15 protein-coding genes are annotated in these 13,715 nt (G+C 62.5%); 7 read left to right on the forward strand and 8 right to left on the reverse strand.

Annotation, left to right across the window (positions count from 1 at the left end; all coding sequences use genetic code 11):
* Window positions 1–86: 86 nt before the first annotated feature.
* Window positions 87–320, forward strand: a complete 234-nt coding sequence (locus EN859_RS02100) for a BolA family transcriptional regulator (protein ID WP_127852173.1) — start codon at window positions 87–89, stop codon at window positions 318–320.
* Between the two features lie 10 nt (window positions 321–330).
* Here EN859_RS02100 and EN859_RS02105 read toward each other — a convergent pair whose 3' ends face one another.
* The gene (locus EN859_RS02105) at window positions 331–1,125 is read right to left on the reverse strand and encodes a phosphodiester glycosidase family protein (protein ID WP_127852174.1); all 795 of its coding nucleotides are present in this window, start codon (window positions 1,123–1,125) and stop codon (window positions 331–333) included.
* Window positions 1,126–1,277: 152 nt separating this feature from the next.
* Between EN859_RS02105 and grxD the strand changes: the two genes are divergently transcribed.
* On the forward strand, window positions 1,278–1,613 hold the full coding sequence (gene grxD / locus EN859_RS02110; protein ID WP_127852175.1) for a Grx4 family monothiol glutaredoxin: 336 nt from the start codon (window positions 1,278–1,280) through the stop codon (window positions 1,611–1,613).
* Between the two features lie 315 nt (window positions 1,614–1,928).
* Window positions 1,929–3,128 carry a multidrug effflux MFS transporter gene (locus EN859_RS02115; RefSeq protein ID WP_189501647.1) on the forward strand — a complete coding sequence of 400 codons (1,200 nt, stop codon included), beginning with the start codon at window positions 1,929–1,931 and terminating at the stop codon, window positions 3,126–3,128.
* A gap of 34 nt (window positions 3,129–3,162) precedes the next feature.
* On the opposite strand, the gene EN859_RS02120 is transcribed toward EN859_RS02115, so the two are convergent.
* The 3 genes from EN859_RS02120 to rpsD all read right to left on the reverse strand — a co-directional run bounded on the left by EN859_RS02120 (window position 3,163) and on the right by rpsD (window position 5,628).
* Window positions 3,163–3,990 (reverse strand): inositol monophosphatase family protein, encoded by an 828-nt coding sequence (locus EN859_RS02120; protein WP_127852177.1) that lies wholly within the window; start codon window positions 3,988–3,990, stop codon window positions 3,163–3,165.
* Window positions 3,980–4,873: a tRNA 2-thiocytidine(32) synthetase TtcA gene (gene ttcA / locus EN859_RS02125; protein WP_127852178.1), complete on the reverse strand. Its 894-nt coding sequence runs from the start codon at window positions 4,871–4,873 to the stop codon at window positions 3,980–3,982. The genes EN859_RS02120 and ttcA overlap by 11 nt, the downstream gene beginning before the upstream one ends.
* A 137-nt stretch (window positions 4,874–5,010) precedes the next feature.
* Window positions 5,011–5,628: a 30S ribosomal protein S4 gene (gene rpsD / locus EN859_RS02130; protein WP_127852179.1), complete on the reverse strand. Its 618-nt coding sequence runs from the start codon at window positions 5,626–5,628 to the stop codon at window positions 5,011–5,013.
* A gap of 479 nt (window positions 5,629–6,107) precedes the next feature.
* Between rpsD and EN859_RS02135 the strand changes: the two genes are divergently transcribed.
* Complete coding sequence (locus tag EN859_RS02135) at window positions 6,108–6,314, forward strand: hypothetical protein (RefSeq protein WP_127852180.1); 207 nt, start codon at window positions 6,108–6,110, stop codon at window positions 6,312–6,314.
* A 142-nt stretch (window positions 6,315–6,456) separates the two neighbouring features.
* Here the strand turns inward: EN859_RS02135 and EN859_RS02140 are convergent, their stop codons facing one another.
* From EN859_RS02140 to EN859_RS02150, 3 genes are read right to left on the reverse strand one after another with little or no spacing between them, the layout of a single operon-like run.
* Window positions 6,457–6,645, reverse strand: coding sequence for a DUF3008 family protein (locus tag EN859_RS02140; RefSeq protein WP_127852181.1), 189 nt, complete (start codon window positions 6,643–6,645; stop codon window positions 6,457–6,459).
* A 58-nt stretch (window positions 6,646–6,703) separates the two neighbouring features.
* The gene (murI, locus tag EN859_RS02145; protein ID WP_127852182.1) at window positions 6,704–7,492 is read right to left on the reverse strand and encodes a glutamate racemase; all 789 of its coding nucleotides are present in this window, start codon (window positions 7,490–7,492) and stop codon (window positions 6,704–6,706) included.
* On the reverse strand, window positions 7,485–8,363 hold the full coding sequence (locus EN859_RS02150) for an RNA methyltransferase (RefSeq protein ID WP_127852183.1): 879 nt from the start codon (window positions 8,361–8,363) through the stop codon (window positions 7,485–7,487). The genes murI and EN859_RS02150 overlap by 8 nt, the downstream gene beginning before the upstream one ends.
* Before the next feature lie 219 nt (window positions 8,364–8,582).
* Here EN859_RS02150 and EN859_RS02155 point away from each other — a divergent pair, with 219 nt between their 5' ends.
* Genes EN859_RS02155 through EN859_RS02165 form a run of 3 tightly spaced genes read left to right on the forward strand, consistent with a single transcriptional unit; the run spans window position 8,583 to window position 11,025 of the window.
* The gene (locus EN859_RS02155; RefSeq protein ID WP_127852184.1) at window positions 8,583–9,794 is read left to right on the forward strand and encodes an NADP-dependent isocitrate dehydrogenase; all 1,212 of its coding nucleotides are present in this window, start codon (window positions 8,583–8,585) and stop codon (window positions 9,792–9,794) included.
* 12 nt (window positions 9,795–9,806) lie between these two features.
* Entirely contained in the window at window positions 9,807–10,427 is a 621-nt protein-coding gene (locus EN859_RS02160) for a glutathione S-transferase family protein (protein WP_127852185.1), read from the forward strand.
* 16 nt (window positions 10,428–10,443) lie between these two features.
* Window positions 10,444–11,025 carry a demethoxyubiquinone hydroxylase family protein gene (locus EN859_RS02165; RefSeq protein WP_127852186.1) on the forward strand — a complete coding sequence of 194 codons (582 nt, stop codon included), beginning with the start codon at window positions 10,444–10,446 and terminating at the stop codon, window positions 11,023–11,025.
* 6 nt (window positions 11,026–11,031) lie between these two features.
* Here the strand turns inward: EN859_RS02165 and alaS are convergent, their stop codons facing one another.
* Entirely contained in the window at window positions 11,032–13,698 is a 2,667-nt protein-coding gene (gene alaS / locus EN859_RS02170; RefSeq protein ID WP_127852187.1) for an alanine--tRNA ligase, read from the reverse strand.
* Between the last annotated feature and the right edge of the window lie 17 nt (window positions 13,699–13,715).

The following is a 13,715-nucleotide window of genomic DNA, read 5'->3' on the forward strand; positions in this document are numbered from 1 at the left end:
TTTAATTGAAGTGGCGCGTTTTGGTGTGGTTCATCCGCCATTTCGACCATATCTATGAAATCATGGGCTGAACAAGGAATCTTCGCATGGCAATGGACGCACGCGACATCGAACGGCTGATCAAGGAAGGCATTCCGGACGCCAAGGTGACGATTCGCGACCTGGCCGGCGACGGCGACCATTTTGCCGCCGAGGTGGTGGCCGAAAGCTTTCGCGGGAAAAGCCGGGTCCAGCAGCACCAGATGGTCTACGACGCACTGAAGGGCAATATGGGCGGCGTGCTGCACGCGCTCGCCCTGCAGACCAGCGTGCCTGACTGAGCTTTCGTCCTCACCTCTTCGCCGAAACGGCGATGATCGGCCCTGCCGCATAGTTTCCGCCGACGATCATCCTCTCGCCATCGGACAGCGCCGAAACCACGCCGTCGAGGAAAAGAGCGTTCGGGCAATTGAGCGCGTCGCGAAACAGCCGCGCGAAGCTGCCGAGACTGACTTGCGAGCGTGAGATCGCCAGCACGACCGTGTTGGCATCACGCACGCCGACGCCGTTGCGGATGTAGCGCGAGGTGCCGTTCGCCTCGAAGCGAGGATGAAGCCGGCCGCCGATCACCAGCATCGGGCCGGACTGCGTGGCGAATGCCGCATCGGGCCTGGCGGCGGCGTAGGCGTTCGTCTCCATGATCGCCGCCTTGCCGTCCTTGCCGACCAGGAATAGGCCGTTCGGTTTCAGGAAGAAATTGCCTTCGCCATCGGCGAGGTTGAGCGGTGCCCTCTCCTGGCCGCCCTCGACCAGAAGGCCGACCGGCGTCAGGTCCTCATGATACATGCCGGCGTTCATGGCGAGCAGCACCGGACGGCCCTCGCCCGACATCGCCTTGTCGAATTTTTCCAGCGAGCCGAAGGTCTTGCCGTCGGCGCCGGAGTGGAAGACACCGATGTCGTAGCTGTGAAGATCGATCTCGCAGACGACATAGGCGACCGCCTCGAAGCTTGCATTCCTGCATGGTGCCGGCAGTTCGCCGCCGACGGCGATGGGCGGACGCGCCGGCTGCCTGAACCACCAGGTCAAGGACAGCGCACCGAGCAGAATGGCGATCAGGAACCCAGCGAGATATCGTCTTTTCATCGCTTCCCGGGCCAATACATTTGGCCCAACACCACACGATGCTTTGCGCCATTTCGGCGGCGTGTCGGCAAACATCTTGTTTCGAGCAACCTATGGGTTTATTTGAAGGACAGGTTTCGAGCCTGACTCCCACGGGCGTGAAAGGATTCTCCATGAGCGGTATCAACGACTACATCGACAGTGAAGTGAAGGGCAACGACGTCGTCCTTTTCATGAAGGGCACGCCCGGTTTCCCGCAATGCGGATTTTCCGGCCAGGTGGTCCAGATCCTCGATTACATCGGCGCCGACTACAAGGGCGTGGACGTACTGACCTCGGCCGAGTTGCGGCAAGGCATCAAGGAATACTCGAACTGGCCGACGATCCCGCAGCTTTACGTCAAGGGCGAATTCGTCGGCGGCTGCGACATCGTGCGCGAGATGTTTCAGGCCGGCGAACTGCAGACGTTCCTCGTCGAAAAGGGCGTTAGCGTCAAAGGCGCCGCCTGACCTCTTTTTTGTGCATGTCGTTGTCCCAAAACCGCTGCGCACTTTTGGGCGACTACAGCGCGGCGCGTCCTTTGGACGCAAATGACGCTGTAGCACTTTGATTTTTGTGCATGATCCTTTCCGAAAATCTATTCGATTTTCGGGGTCATGCAGTAAGGCGCCGGGGCTGCCCCCACCTCGGCTAACTGTCTATGTCCCCGGCGTCGGGGCAAAGGACGAATCAATGCGCCGGCCTGCCGGCGCATATTCGTTTGAAAGATCGGACCTGCCGTGGATCAGCCTGCACAAGCGCCGCAACAGGCAAGTACCTTGCCGATTCCGCGCTGGGAATTCATTGCGCTGTGCGCGGCGCTGATGGCGCTCAACTCACTCGCCATCGACATCATGCTGCCAGCACTGCAGCAGATCGGCGCCTCGCTCGGCGTCGAAAATGAAAACCACCGCCAGTATGTCATTACCGCCTATATTCTGGGCTTTGGCGGCGGACAGCTATTCTTCGGGCCGATCTCGGACCGCTTCGGACGCCGAGCGCCACTGGTCGCCGGGCTGGTGATCTATGTCGCAGCGGCTGCTGCGGCTGCCATCGCCCCGTCATTCGCCACCCTTCTCCTGTGCCGGGCGGTGCAAGGCATAGGTGCTGCCGCCACGCGCGTCATCGCCGTCTCGATCGTGCGCGATACGTTCGACGGCCGGCGCATGGCCGAGGTCATGTCGCTGATCTTTATGGTGTTCATGGCCATTCCGGTGGTGGCGCCCGGCATCGGCCAATTCATCATGCTGTTCGCGACATGGCATGTGATCTTCATCACCATGGCGGCCGGCGCGCTGATCGTATCCGCATGGTCGCTGCTGCGCCTGCCCGAGACGCTGCATCCCGAATATCGCCGGCCGCTGACCGCCGAATCGGTCGTCGGCGGCTTCCGCATCGTGCTGACCAACCGCATTGCGCTCTGCTATGCCTTCGCCAGCACCTGCATTTTCGGCGCGATGTTCGGCTTCATCAACTCGGCGCAGCAGATCTATCTCAACGTCTTCAACGTCGGCGAGATGTTCCCGGTCATCTTCGCCGGGATTGCCGGTGTGCTGGCCTTCTCCAACTACCTCAACTCGCGTCTCGTCGGCGGTATCGGCATGCGCCGTCTGTCACAGAGCGCGCTGCTCTTGTTTCTGGCCATCAGCCTCGCCTGGCTGGTCGTGTCGCTGGAAATGAAGATGCCGCTCTGGCTGTTCATCGCCTTCTTTGCTTGCGCCATGGTCCCATTCGGCGCGCTGGGTGCGAATTTCAACGCGCTCGCCATGGAGCCGCTCGGGCAACTGGCCGGCACAGCGTCGTCCATCCTGGGGTTCATGCAGACCTTCCTCGGCGGCCTGCTCGGCACGCTGATCGGCCAAGCCTTCAACGGCACGGTGACGCCGCTTGCCGCCGGTTTCTGCAGCGTGTCGGTTGCGGCGCTGCTGATGATCCTGGTCGCCGAGCGCGGCAAACTGTTCCAGCCGCATAACCCGCCGGTTTAGAGCCTCAACCGATCAGGCGTCAGGTGACGGCAGCCTATTGCGCCCAGAGCTCGCGGCGCAGGTCGTGCCAGCTTTGTTCGTCCGGCGCGACCAGCAGGCCGCCTCCAACATGCGAAGGCAGATAGGCGCTGCCGTCGAAGCGCGCCGCATGCCCGCCGGCCTCGGCGTGGATCAGCACGCCGGCCAGATGATCCCACGGCATCAGCTTGTTGTAGACGACGAAATGGCCGTGGCCGCTCGCCAGCAGCCGGTATTCGTGGGCTGCACAGCGGTAGTTGAACTGCGACAGGGTCTTGGTCTGGTTGCGTGCCAGCCGCGACCGTTCCGGCTCGGGCATGTAGTTCCAGGAGACCGCGCCGGTCATTTGCGAAACCGCAACCGGCTCGGCGACATGCACCTTCTCGATGCTGCCAGGCGCATGCCGGATGTGGCTGCCGGCACCCTTGACGCCTATCAGCCAGTCCTTGCCGACGGGATCGTGAATGATACCGGCGACGGTCTCGCCCCTCACCACGACGCCCAGCATGACGCCGAACAGCGGCACGCCGGAGGCGAAGTTGAACGTGCCGTCGACCGGATCGATGACGAAGGCGAGATCGGCATCGCCCAAACCATGCAGCAGCGCCGGATCGTCGGAGCAGGCTTCTTCGCCGACGATCATCGCCGACGGATAGCGCTCGCGCAGCCTCGCGGTGATCAGCCGCTCGGCATTGACGTCAGCCTCCGTCACCAGGTCGGCGGCCGAGGTCTTCTGGCGGATGTCGCCCTCACCCAGCCGGCGGAAGCGCGGCATGATTTCGGCGATGGCTGCATCGGCCAGAAGGTCGGCGAGCCAGTCGATCGCGTTATCATCAAATGTCATCGGGACCGTCTTGCCGGGTGTTAAGAGCATCGTTGAGGGCGGCGAAATCGAACAGTTTTCCGTCGAGCAGATGCGAGGGCCGCACGTTGGTCATGGCGCGGATCATCGTATCCTTGCGGCCGGGCATGCGCTTTTCGATGTCGTCGAGCATCGCCTTCATGGCGTTGCGCTGCAGGCCTTCCTGGCTGCCGCACAGATCACACGGGATGATCGGGAACTTCATGGCGCCGGCGAATCTTTCGAGATCGGCCTCGGCGCAGTAGGCGAGCGGCCGCAGCACCATGACATCGCCTTCGTCGTTGAGCAGCTTTGGCGGCATGGCGGCGAGACGTCCGCCATGGAACAGGTTCATGAAGAAGGTTTCCAGAATGTCCTCGCGGTGGTGGCCGAGCACCAGCGCCGAGCAGCCCTCCTCCCGCGCGATGCGGTAGAGATGGCCGCGCCTGAGCCGCGAGCATAGCGAACAGTAAGTGCTGCCCTCGGGCAGCTTGTCGGTGACCACCGAATAAGTGTCCTGACATTCGATACGGTGCGCAATGGCGTGGCTATCGAGATAATCGGGCAATATGTGTTTCGGGAAATTCGGTTGACCCTGGTCGAGATTGCAAGCCAAAAGCTCGACCGGCAGCAGGCCGCGCCATTTGAGATCGAGCAGCAGGGCGAGCAGGCCGTAGGAATCCTTGCCGCCGGACAGGGCCACCAGCCAGCGATCGCCGGGCCTCACCATCGAAAACTCGTCGATGGCCTGGCGGGTGAGCCGCAGCAGGCGCTTGCGCAGCTTGTTGAACTCGACGGAGGACGGCACATCGGCAAACAGCGGATGAAAGCCGCCTTCAGTGTCGGCGATCGGTTCAAGTGATTCGACGTCTGGCAACATGTTCATGACGCGTTGGCCCAAATTCCTTGTTGGCGCCCCGGATTAACGTATCGGCCCGAAAATCGAAATCGATTTTCGGAACAGCGGACAAAGAAAAGGCCGCCTCGACGGGCGGCCTTCGATGGTGTGGCAAATGGGTGCGATCAGCGCGAATAGAATTCGACGACCAGGTTCGGTTCCATCTGCACGGCAAACGGAACGTCCGCCAGGCCGGGGATGCGCGAGAAGGTCGCGGTCATCTTGTTGTGGTCGGCCTCGATGTAATCAGGCACGTCGCGCTCGGCGAGTCCGACCGATTCGAGGACGATCACCAGCTGCTTCGACTTCTCGCGGACTTCGATGACGTCGCCCGGCTTGCAACGGTACGAGCCGATGTTGACGCGCTTGCCGTTGACGTTGACGTGGCCGTGATTGACGAACTGGCGGGCGGCGAAAATGGTCGGCACGAACTTGGCGCGGTAGATCACGGCATCGAGACGCGATTCCAGCAGGCCGATCAGGTTCTCCGAGGTGTCGCCCTTGCGGCGGTCCGCCTCTTCATAGACCTTGCGGAACTGCTTTTCCGAAACGTCGCCATAGTGACCCTTCAGCTTCTGCTTGGCGCGCAGCTGCAGGCCGAAATCGGAAAGCTTGCCCTTGCGGCGCTGGCCGTGCTGGCCGGGGCCGTATTCACGCTTGTTGACCGGGGACTTCGGGCGGCCCCAGATGTTTTCGCCGAGACGGCGGTCGATCTTGTACTTCGCGGATTCGCGCTTGCTCATCGCATTCCCTTTCAAAACAACACACCCGGAACCTCATGGTCCGGGTGAAGGAAACGCGCCCTCCTCTGGCCCCCGTTTTCGAGACCTGACAGGGTTTTCCACGCAACGCGACGGAAAACCCACGGGACACGTCATTCTAGACAAGACCGAGGAAAGTACAGGAACCAGTCCAGGATCTTGCGTATGCAAAATAAACCACCGGGCATTGCGGCCCGGTGTTGGTGGGCTCGTTAAACGGAGATTTAACCGCTGTCAAGCTTCTGAATAGCATCTGGCATGGCAACCGGATACGGTCCGCGACGCCGAATACGATGCCGGAAGTGGCGAGAGGTTCCGCCAACGGCATTTGAGTGACGTGCGTCCATTTGGAAAGTACGCTCAAAGACTTTTAGAGTTTCGCATCGTGCTTTCCGAAAATCGATCGATTTTCGGGCCGATGCGAAAGGAAGGAACTGGAGCTAGAGGAACCCGAAATTCACATGAAGAAGTTCTTCCTTACGGTGGTGGGTGCAGCGGTTCTGGCAGGATCGATGGCGGTGGCGCCGGAGCCCGCGATGGCCCGGCATTGGCACGGACACCGGCACCATCAGGTCTGCCGCATCGTGGTCAAGAAACGGGTTGTCTGGCGCCATGGCCATCGGCAAGTCATCCGCTACAAGGTGCGGCGCTGCCGCTGGGTCTGGTAAGTCTGGCTTCGACCTGCTGGGAGAAACGACCTCAACATTTCAATCAAAGCCCGCGGTCTCGGCCGCGAGTTTGTTTTTGGCCGGCACCTGATTGAACGAGACCAGTCCGCCTTGCCAGTGCGTCCAGTCGAACATAGGTCGGTTAGTGTTTCGTCTTCTTCTCGGGCAGGCCCTTGCGCCTGGTCTCGGCAAACTCCTCGAGCTGCTCTTCGCTCATCGATTCGTACATCGACTTCGATGCGCCTTTGAGTTCGCTCTTTTTTATTTCACCACGCTTGGCGGAGAGCGCCGCACCGGCTGCTTTCTGCTGTGCCTTTGATGTGGCTGGCATGGTCATTTCTCCCTTTGCAATGGGAACAAAACGCAACGGCCGTGCCTATGTTCCGGTCTTAAGGGATCCTCAGTCCAAAACCCTGCATCAGCCGGCTGGTGGCAAAATCCACCCTGCCCGAGGTGAAGACAGCAATGTCCGGCTCGCCTTCCGGCAGTGGCCCGTCGACAGGCGCGAGCAGCGACATGGCCCGACGGGCGATCGCCTCCGCTGGGTCGATCCAGTCCACCGGCCAGGGCGCCGTCTTGCGCATGCGATTGGCGAGGAATGGATAGTGCGTGCATCCCAGCACGATGATGTCGGTGCGGGCGCCGTCTTTTTCGACGAAGCATGGCGCGATCTCCTCGCGGACGATCTCCTCGTCGATAAAACCCTCGCGCATGTAGATTTCGGCCAACGGCGCCAGCCGGTCCGAGCCGACTAGCCGGACGTGGCATTTCTGCGCCCATTTGCTGATCAGGTCGCGCGTGTATTGACGCTTCACCGTGCCGGGCGTCGCCAGCACGGAAACCAGGCCTGAATGCGTACGCTCTGCCGCCGGCTTGATTGCCGGCACTGTGCCGACAAAGGGATGGCCGGGAAATTTCTGGCGCAGCGCATCGATCACCAGCGTCGAAGCGGTGTTGCACGGAATGACCGAAATCTCCGGACGGAATTTTTCCAGGAGCGCGCCGAACAGGCCAAGTATGTGGGCGCTGAGAGCCGGCTCCTCCCAGGCGCCATAGGGAAAGGCGGCGTCGTCGGCGACATAGACGAAGCGACGGTCGGGCATCAAAACGCGCGCTTCGCGCAGCACCGTCAGGCCGCCAATGCCGGAATCGAACATCAGGATCGGCCGGTCAGTCATTGTCGGTGCCCTTGCCGCCCAGCGGTATGTCGCCATCATCGTCATCGACCTTGTGCAGCTTGCGATCCACTTCGGCCTTGCGCTCGGGATAACCGGCGCCACGCGGTTCCTTCGGCGAGAAATAATCGAGCGAGGCGACGACGCCGCGCAGCACCTTGAGCTCGGGCTCGGCAAAGCCGGCGCGTGTCAGCACGGCGCGCAGATTGTCGACCATCTTCGGTTTCTTCGCCGCCGGGCGGAAATAGCCGCGCGCTTCGAGCGCGGCTTCCAGATGAGCAAACAGGCCGTGCAGTTGCTCTTTGGTCGCGGGCGGCATATCGGGACCGGAAAAATTGGTCTTTGTCTCGTCCTCCAGCCCGGACTTCATCCATTCATAGGACATCAGCAGTGCGGCCTGAGCGATGTTGAGCGAGGAGAAGGCAGGATCGACCGGAAAGGTGACGATCTCGTCGGCAAGGCCAACCTCGTCATTGTAAAGGCCAAAACGCTCGCGGCCGAACAGGATGCCGGTGCGCTGCCCGGCTCGCTGCCGCGCCCTCAGCGCCCTGCCCGCCTCGACCGGGCCGCGCACAGGCTTGAAGCTGTCGCGCTCGCGCGCCGTGGTGGCGAAGACGAAGTTGAGATCAGCGACCGCCGAGGCCAGATCGCCGAATACCGTGACGGCGTCGATGACATGGTCGGCACGGCTTGCGGCGGCACGCGCCTTCTCGCTCGGCCAGCCGTCGCGCGGGTTGACGAGGCGCAGCTCGGACAGACCGAAATTCGCCATGGCGCGCGCGACCATGCCGATATTCTCGCCGAGCTGCGGCTCGACCAGGATGATCGCCGGGCCTGCAGCAATCGCGTTATCAGAATCTTTGTCGGCGGGCATCAATGTCTATGAACTGCTGTTTGCGGCATTTCGGCGTCCCCTGCCATATTCGGCCGGGAAAATGAAGCTATAGCAAAGAACGCCCTCCGCCACGGTCGAGCCGACCGGCGCGGATCGCCGTTTGCGCGGCCAAAAATGCTTTGATATACGGGCCGCATCCCCGGCCGAAAACCATGCGGGCAAGGCCGTTCCCATCCCCAACAACGAGGCATTCTTTCCATGGCGAAGATCAAGGTGGCGAACCCGGTCGTCGAACTCGACGGCGACGAGATGACCCGCATCATCTGGCAGTTCATCAAGGACAAGCTGATCCACCCCTATCTCGACCTCAAGCTCGAATATTTCGACCTTAGCATCGAGCACCGCGACGCCACCAACGACCAGGTGACCATCGACTCGGCCAATGCCATCAAGAAATACGGCGTCGGCGTGAAATGCGCGACGATCACGCCCGATGAGCAGCGCGTCGAGGAATTCAAGCTGAAGAAGATGTGGAAGTCGCCGAACGGCACCATCCGCAACATCCTCGGCGGCACCATCTTTCGCGAGCCGATCATCATGAAGAACGTGCCGCGGCTGGTGCCGGGCTGGACCAAACCGATCATCGTCGGCCGTCACGCTTTCGGCGACCAGTACCGCGCCACCGATTTCCGCTTCCCAGGCAAGGGCAAGCTGACGATCAAGTTCGTCGGCGAGGACGGCCAGGCGATCGAGCACGACGTGTTCGATGCGCCGGCCGCCGGCGTCGCCATGGCCATGTACAATCTTGACGAATCGATCCGCGAGTTTGCCCGCGCCTCGCTGAATTACGGCCTGCTGCGCAACTATCCGGTCTACCTGTCGACCAAGAACACCATCCTCAAGGCCTATGACGGCCGCTTCAAGGATATTTTCCAGGAAGTCTACGAGGCGGAGTTCGAGGCCGAGTTCAAGGCGAAGAAGCTGTGGTACGAGCACCGGCTGATCGACGACATGGTCGCCTCCAGCCTGAAATGGTCGGGCGGCTATGTCTGGGCCTGCAAGAATTACGACGGCGACGTGCAGTCCGACACGGTGGCGCAAGGTTTCGGCTCGCTCGGCCTGATGACCTCGGTGCTGATGACACCGGACGGCAAGACGGTGGAAGCCGAAGCCGCACATGGCACTGTCACCCGCCACTATCGCCAGCACCAGAAGGGCGAGGAAACCTCGACCAATTCGATCGCCTCGATCTTCGCCTGGACGCGCGGCCTCGCCCACCGCGCCAAGCTCGACGACAATGCCGAACTGAAGCGCTTTGCCGAGACGATGGAAAAGGTCTGCATACAGACGGTCGAATCCGGCTTCATGACCAAGGACCTGTCGCTGCTGATCGGCCCCGACCAGCCGTGGCTTTCGACCACCGGCTTCCTCGACAAGATCGACGAGAACCTGCAGAAGGCGATGGCCTGACAGGCGAATTGCATGGGCAAGCCCGTCGTCTACGGAGCGGACTACAGCGTCTATGTGCGCATCGTCCGCCTCGTGCTCGAGGAAAAGGGCATCGACTACGAGCTTGTACCGGTCGATGTGTTTGCGGCGGACGGCATCCCCGGCTGGTATTTCGAGCATCACCCGTTCGATCGCATCCCCGCCTTCGAGCATGACGGGTTTCGGCTCTTCGAGGCCAGTGCAATTGCCCGCTATGTCGACGAGGCTTTCGACGGCCCGGCGCTGCAGCCGGCCGAGGCCCGGCCGCGAGCGCGGATGAACCAGATCACCGGCATGCTCGACGCCTATGCCTATCGGGCGATGGTCTGGGATGTCGCCGTAGAGCGGTTGGAGAAAACACCGCCCGACGAAGCCCGGATCGGCGGCGGGCTGCGGCAGGCTGGCACGGTGTTGACGGCGCTCTCCTCGCTGAAAGCGCCCGGGCCATGGCTGCTCGGAAACGAGCTGACGCTGGCCGACCTGCACGCCGCGCCGATCATAGGCTATTTCGTCAAGGTGGCCGAGGGGCGAAGCCTGCTGGCCGAATTTCGCGACATCCAGGAGTGGTGGACCCGGATCGCAGCGCGTGCGAGCTTTGCCAACAGTTCGCCCTGACAATCTGGCCCCTGTCATGCCTGATCTTTCTAACCAAGACGCGCTGACCGTGGCCAGAATAGTCAGGGTCAACCATGCCGGCGAATTCGGTGCGATCAGGATTTATTCGGCGCAAATTTTCGTCGCCGAGCGGCTTTGGCCGAAATGTGTACCGTCTCTGTCAGAGATGCTTGGACACGAGCGCAACCATTGCACAGCCTTTCGTGCGGCCATGCCGTCGCGAAATTCGCGACCGTGCCGGGTGATGCAATTCTGGAGCTGGGGCGGCTGGCTGCTGGGCTTCCTCACTGCCCTACTCGGCCCGCAAGGCATCTGGGCTTGCACCGCCGCCGTCGAAGCGGCGGTACACCGCCATCTCGACGATCAGCTCTTCTTTCTGACCAGCCGCGATCGCGAATTGCACGACATCATCCTATCCATCCGCGAGGAGGAGCTTGCCCATCTCCATCACGCCGAGCAGCAGTTGGTCTCGTCCGGATCATTGCTGAACCTGCTACGGGCGATGATTTCAGTCGCTACGGACGGCCTGATCTGGTTGTCCACTTGGGGAGACTCCAGCAGAATGGCGCGCACGTTGAAGGCAGTAAAGCAACGCTGACGGGTGCTAGGCGGCTTCCAGCGCCGCCTTCACCGCAGCAATCGCATCCTCGGCCCTGGAGGCATCCGGGCCGCCGGCCTGGGCCATGTCTGGGCGGCCGCCGCCGCCCTGCCCGCCCAATGCCGCGGACGCCACGCGCACCAGATCGACGGCGCTGAAGCGGCCGGTCAGGTCGTCGGTGACACCGACAACGACGCTTGCCTTGTTGTCCTCTCCGGCGCCAACGAAGACGACGACGCCGGAGCCGAGCGACTTCTTGCCGGCATCGGCGAGAGGCTTCAGATCCTTCGGTGCGACGCCGGAAACCGCCTTGCCGAGAAATCCGACACCGGCAATGGTCTCGTTTTCGGCGGGCGCACCGGCTGGCGAGCGGTCGCCCAGCGCCAGCTTCTTGCGCGCCTCGGTCAGCTCCTTCTCGAGCCTCTTGCGCTCGTCGAGCAAAGCTTCGACGCGAGCCGGCACGTCGGCAGGCGAGATCTTCAGCACAGATGCAGCTGCCTTGAGCCGCTTGTCCTGCTCGTCGAGATGCTTTCTGGCCGCCTCGCCGGTCAGTGCCTCAAGGCGGCGCACGCCAGCCGCGACGGCCCCCTCCGAGACCAGCCGGACCAGGCCGATATCGCCGGTGGCCCCGACATGGGTGCCGCCGCACAATTCAACCGAATAAGGCTTGCCGGCCTTGTCGCCGGCAATCGCCGTGCCCATCGACACGACGCGGACCTCGTCGCCATACTTCTCGCCGAACAGCGCCATGGCGCCCTCGGCGATGGCGTCGTCGACGCTCATCAGCCGCGTTGTCACCGGGCTGTTCTGGACGACGATCTCGTTGGCCATGGCCTCGACGCGCTCCAGCTCCTCAGCCGAGATCGGCTTCGGATGGGAGAAGTCGAAGCGCAACCGCTCCGGCGCGACCAGCGAACCTTTTTGCGCTACGTGGGTGCCGAGCACCTCGCGCAGTGCCTCATGGACGAGATGGGTCGCCGAATGGTTGGAGCGCAGCCGCGTGCGCCTGATATGGTCGACCTTCAATTCGACCGCTTCGCCCGTCTTGACCGTGCCGTTGGTGACCTTGCCGAAATGCACCAGCAGGCCGTCGCCCTTCTTCTGCGTGTCGGTGACGTTAATTGCAAAGCCTTCGCCCGAAATCACGCCGGTGTCGCCCACCTGGCCGCCGGACTCGCCGTAGAACGGCGTCTGGTTGACCACGACTGCGACGGTTTCACCGGCAACGGCGCTCTCCACCGCGACGCCGTCCCTGACCAGCGCCTGCACGATGCCTTCCGCTTGCTCGGTGTCGTAGCCTAGGAACTCTGTGGCGCCGGCCTTCTCGCGCACCGCGAACCAGACGGTCTCGGTGGCCGCATCACCCGAGCCAGCCCAGCTCTTTCGCGCCTCGGCCTTCTGGCGCTCCATCGCCGCGTTGAAGCCGTCGAGGTCGACCGAAACGCCGCGCTGGCGCAAGGCATCCTGGGTGAGGTCGAGCGGGAAGCCGTAGGTATCGTAGAGCTTGAACGCCGTCTCGCCGTCGAGCCGGTCGCCACTGCCGAGCGTCTCGGTCGCGTCGGCGAGAAGGCCAAGGCCGCGCGCCAGCGTCTTGCGGAAGCGCGTTTCCTCAAGCTTCAGCGTCTCGGTGATCAGCGGCTGGCCGCGCACCAGTTCGGGATAGGCCTGGCCCATCTCGCGCACCAGCGCCGGCACCAGGCGCCACATCAGTGGATCGCGGGCGCCGAGCAGCTGCGCATGGCGCATGGCGCGGCGCATAATGCGGCGCAGCACGTAGCCGCGGCCTTCGTTCGACGGCAGCACGCCGTCGGCGATGAGGAAGCTCGTAGCGCGCAGATGATCGGCGATGACCCGGTGGCTCGCCCGGTTCTTGCCTTCCGCCTTGACGCCGGTCGCCTCTTCCGAAGCGCGAATCAGCGCCTTGAACAGGTCGATGTCGTAATTGTCATGCTCGCCCTGCAAGACGGCCGCGATGCGCTCCAGCCCCATGCCGGTGTCGATCGACGGGCGCGGCAGCTCGACGCGCTCGGCCTTCGTCACCTGCTCGTACTGCATGAAGACGAGGTTCCAGATCTCGATGAAGCGATCGCCGTCCTCGTCCGGGCTGCCGGGAGGGCCGCCCGGAATGTCGTCGCCGTGGTCGTAGAAAATCTCCGAACACGGACCGCAGGGGCCGGTATCGCCCATAGCCCAGAAATTGTCGCTGGTGGCGATGCGGATGATCCTGTCCTCGGGCAGGCCGGCGATCTTCTTCCAAAAACCCGCGGCCGCCTCATCGGTATGGTAGACGGTGACCAGCAGCCGATCCTTGGCGAGGCCGAATTCGCTGGTGATCAGGTTCCAGGCAAGCTCGATGGCGCGCTCCTTGAAATAGTCGCCGAAGGAGAAATTGCCGAGCATCTCGAAGAAGGTGTGATGGCGGGCGGTGTAGCCGACATTGTCGAGGTCGTTGTGCTTGCCGCCGGCGCGCACGCATTTCTGCGAGGTGGTGGCGCGCGAATAGGGCCGGGTCTCGAGCCCGGTGAAGACGTTCTTGAACTGCACCATGCCGGCGTTGGTGAACATCAGCGTCGGGTCGTTGCGCGGCACCAGCGGGCTCGAGGCTACGACCTCATGACCCTCTTTCCGGAAATAGTCGAGAAATGCCGACCGGATCTCGTTCACGCCACTCATGAATACTGCCTTTTCGA

The organism is Mesorhizobium sp. M00.F.Ca.ET.216.01.1.1, from assembly GCF_004010325.2.
Lineage (GTDB): Bacteria > Pseudomonadota > Alphaproteobacteria > Rhizobiales > Rhizobiaceae > Mesorhizobium.

What these genes read in the sequence shown, in the direction of transcription:
- EN859_RS02100 (WP_127852173.1), top strand. Translation starts at nt 87, where the DNA reads ATGGCAATGGACGCACGCGACATCGAACGGCTGATCAAGGAAGGCATT.
- EN859_RS02105 (WP_127852174.1), bottom strand. Translation starts at nt 1,125, where the DNA reads ATGAAAAGACGATATCTCGCTGGGTTCCTGATCGCCATTCTGCTCGGT.
- grxD (WP_127852175.1), top strand. Translation starts at nt 1,278, where the DNA reads ATGAGCGGTATCAACGACTACATCGACAGTGAAGTGAAGGGCAACGAC.
- EN859_RS02120 (WP_127852177.1), bottom strand. Translation starts at nt 3,990, where the DNA reads ATGACATTTGATGATAACGCGATCGACTGGCTCGCCGACCTTCTGGCC.
- ttcA (WP_127852178.1), bottom strand. Translation starts at nt 4,873, where the DNA reads ATGAACATGTTGCCAGACGTCGAATCACTTGAACCGATCGCCGACACT.
- rpsD (WP_127852179.1), bottom strand. Translation starts at nt 5,628, where the DNA reads ATGAGCAAGCGCGAATCCGCGAAGTACAAGATCGACCGCCGTCTCGGC.
- EN859_RS02135 (WP_127852180.1), top strand. Translation starts at nt 6,108, where the DNA reads ATGAAGAAGTTCTTCCTTACGGTGGTGGGTGCAGCGGTTCTGGCAGGA.
- EN859_RS02140 (WP_127852181.1), bottom strand. Translation starts at nt 6,645, where the DNA reads ATGCCAGCCACATCAAAGGCACAGCAGAAAGCAGCCGGTGCGGCGCTC.
- murI (WP_127852182.1), bottom strand. Translation starts at nt 7,492, where the DNA reads ATGACTGACCGGCCGATCCTGATGTTCGATTCCGGCATTGGCGGCCTG.
- EN859_RS02150 (WP_127852183.1), bottom strand. Translation starts at nt 8,363, where the DNA reads ATGCCCGCCGACAAAGATTCTGATAACGCGATTGCTGCAGGCCCGGCG.
- EN859_RS02155 (WP_127852184.1), top strand. Translation starts at nt 8,583, where the DNA reads ATGGCGAAGATCAAGGTGGCGAACCCGGTCGTCGAACTCGACGGCGAC.
- EN859_RS02160 (WP_127852185.1), top strand. Translation starts at nt 9,807, where the DNA reads ATGGGCAAGCCCGTCGTCTACGGAGCGGACTACAGCGTCTATGTGCGC.
- EN859_RS02165 (WP_127852186.1), top strand. Translation starts at nt 10,444, where the DNA reads ATGCCTGATCTTTCTAACCAAGACGCGCTGACCGTGGCCAGAATAGTC.
- alaS (WP_127852187.1), bottom strand. Translation starts at nt 13,698, where the DNA reads ATGAGTGGCGTGAACGAGATCCGGTCGGCATTTCTCGACTATTTCCGG.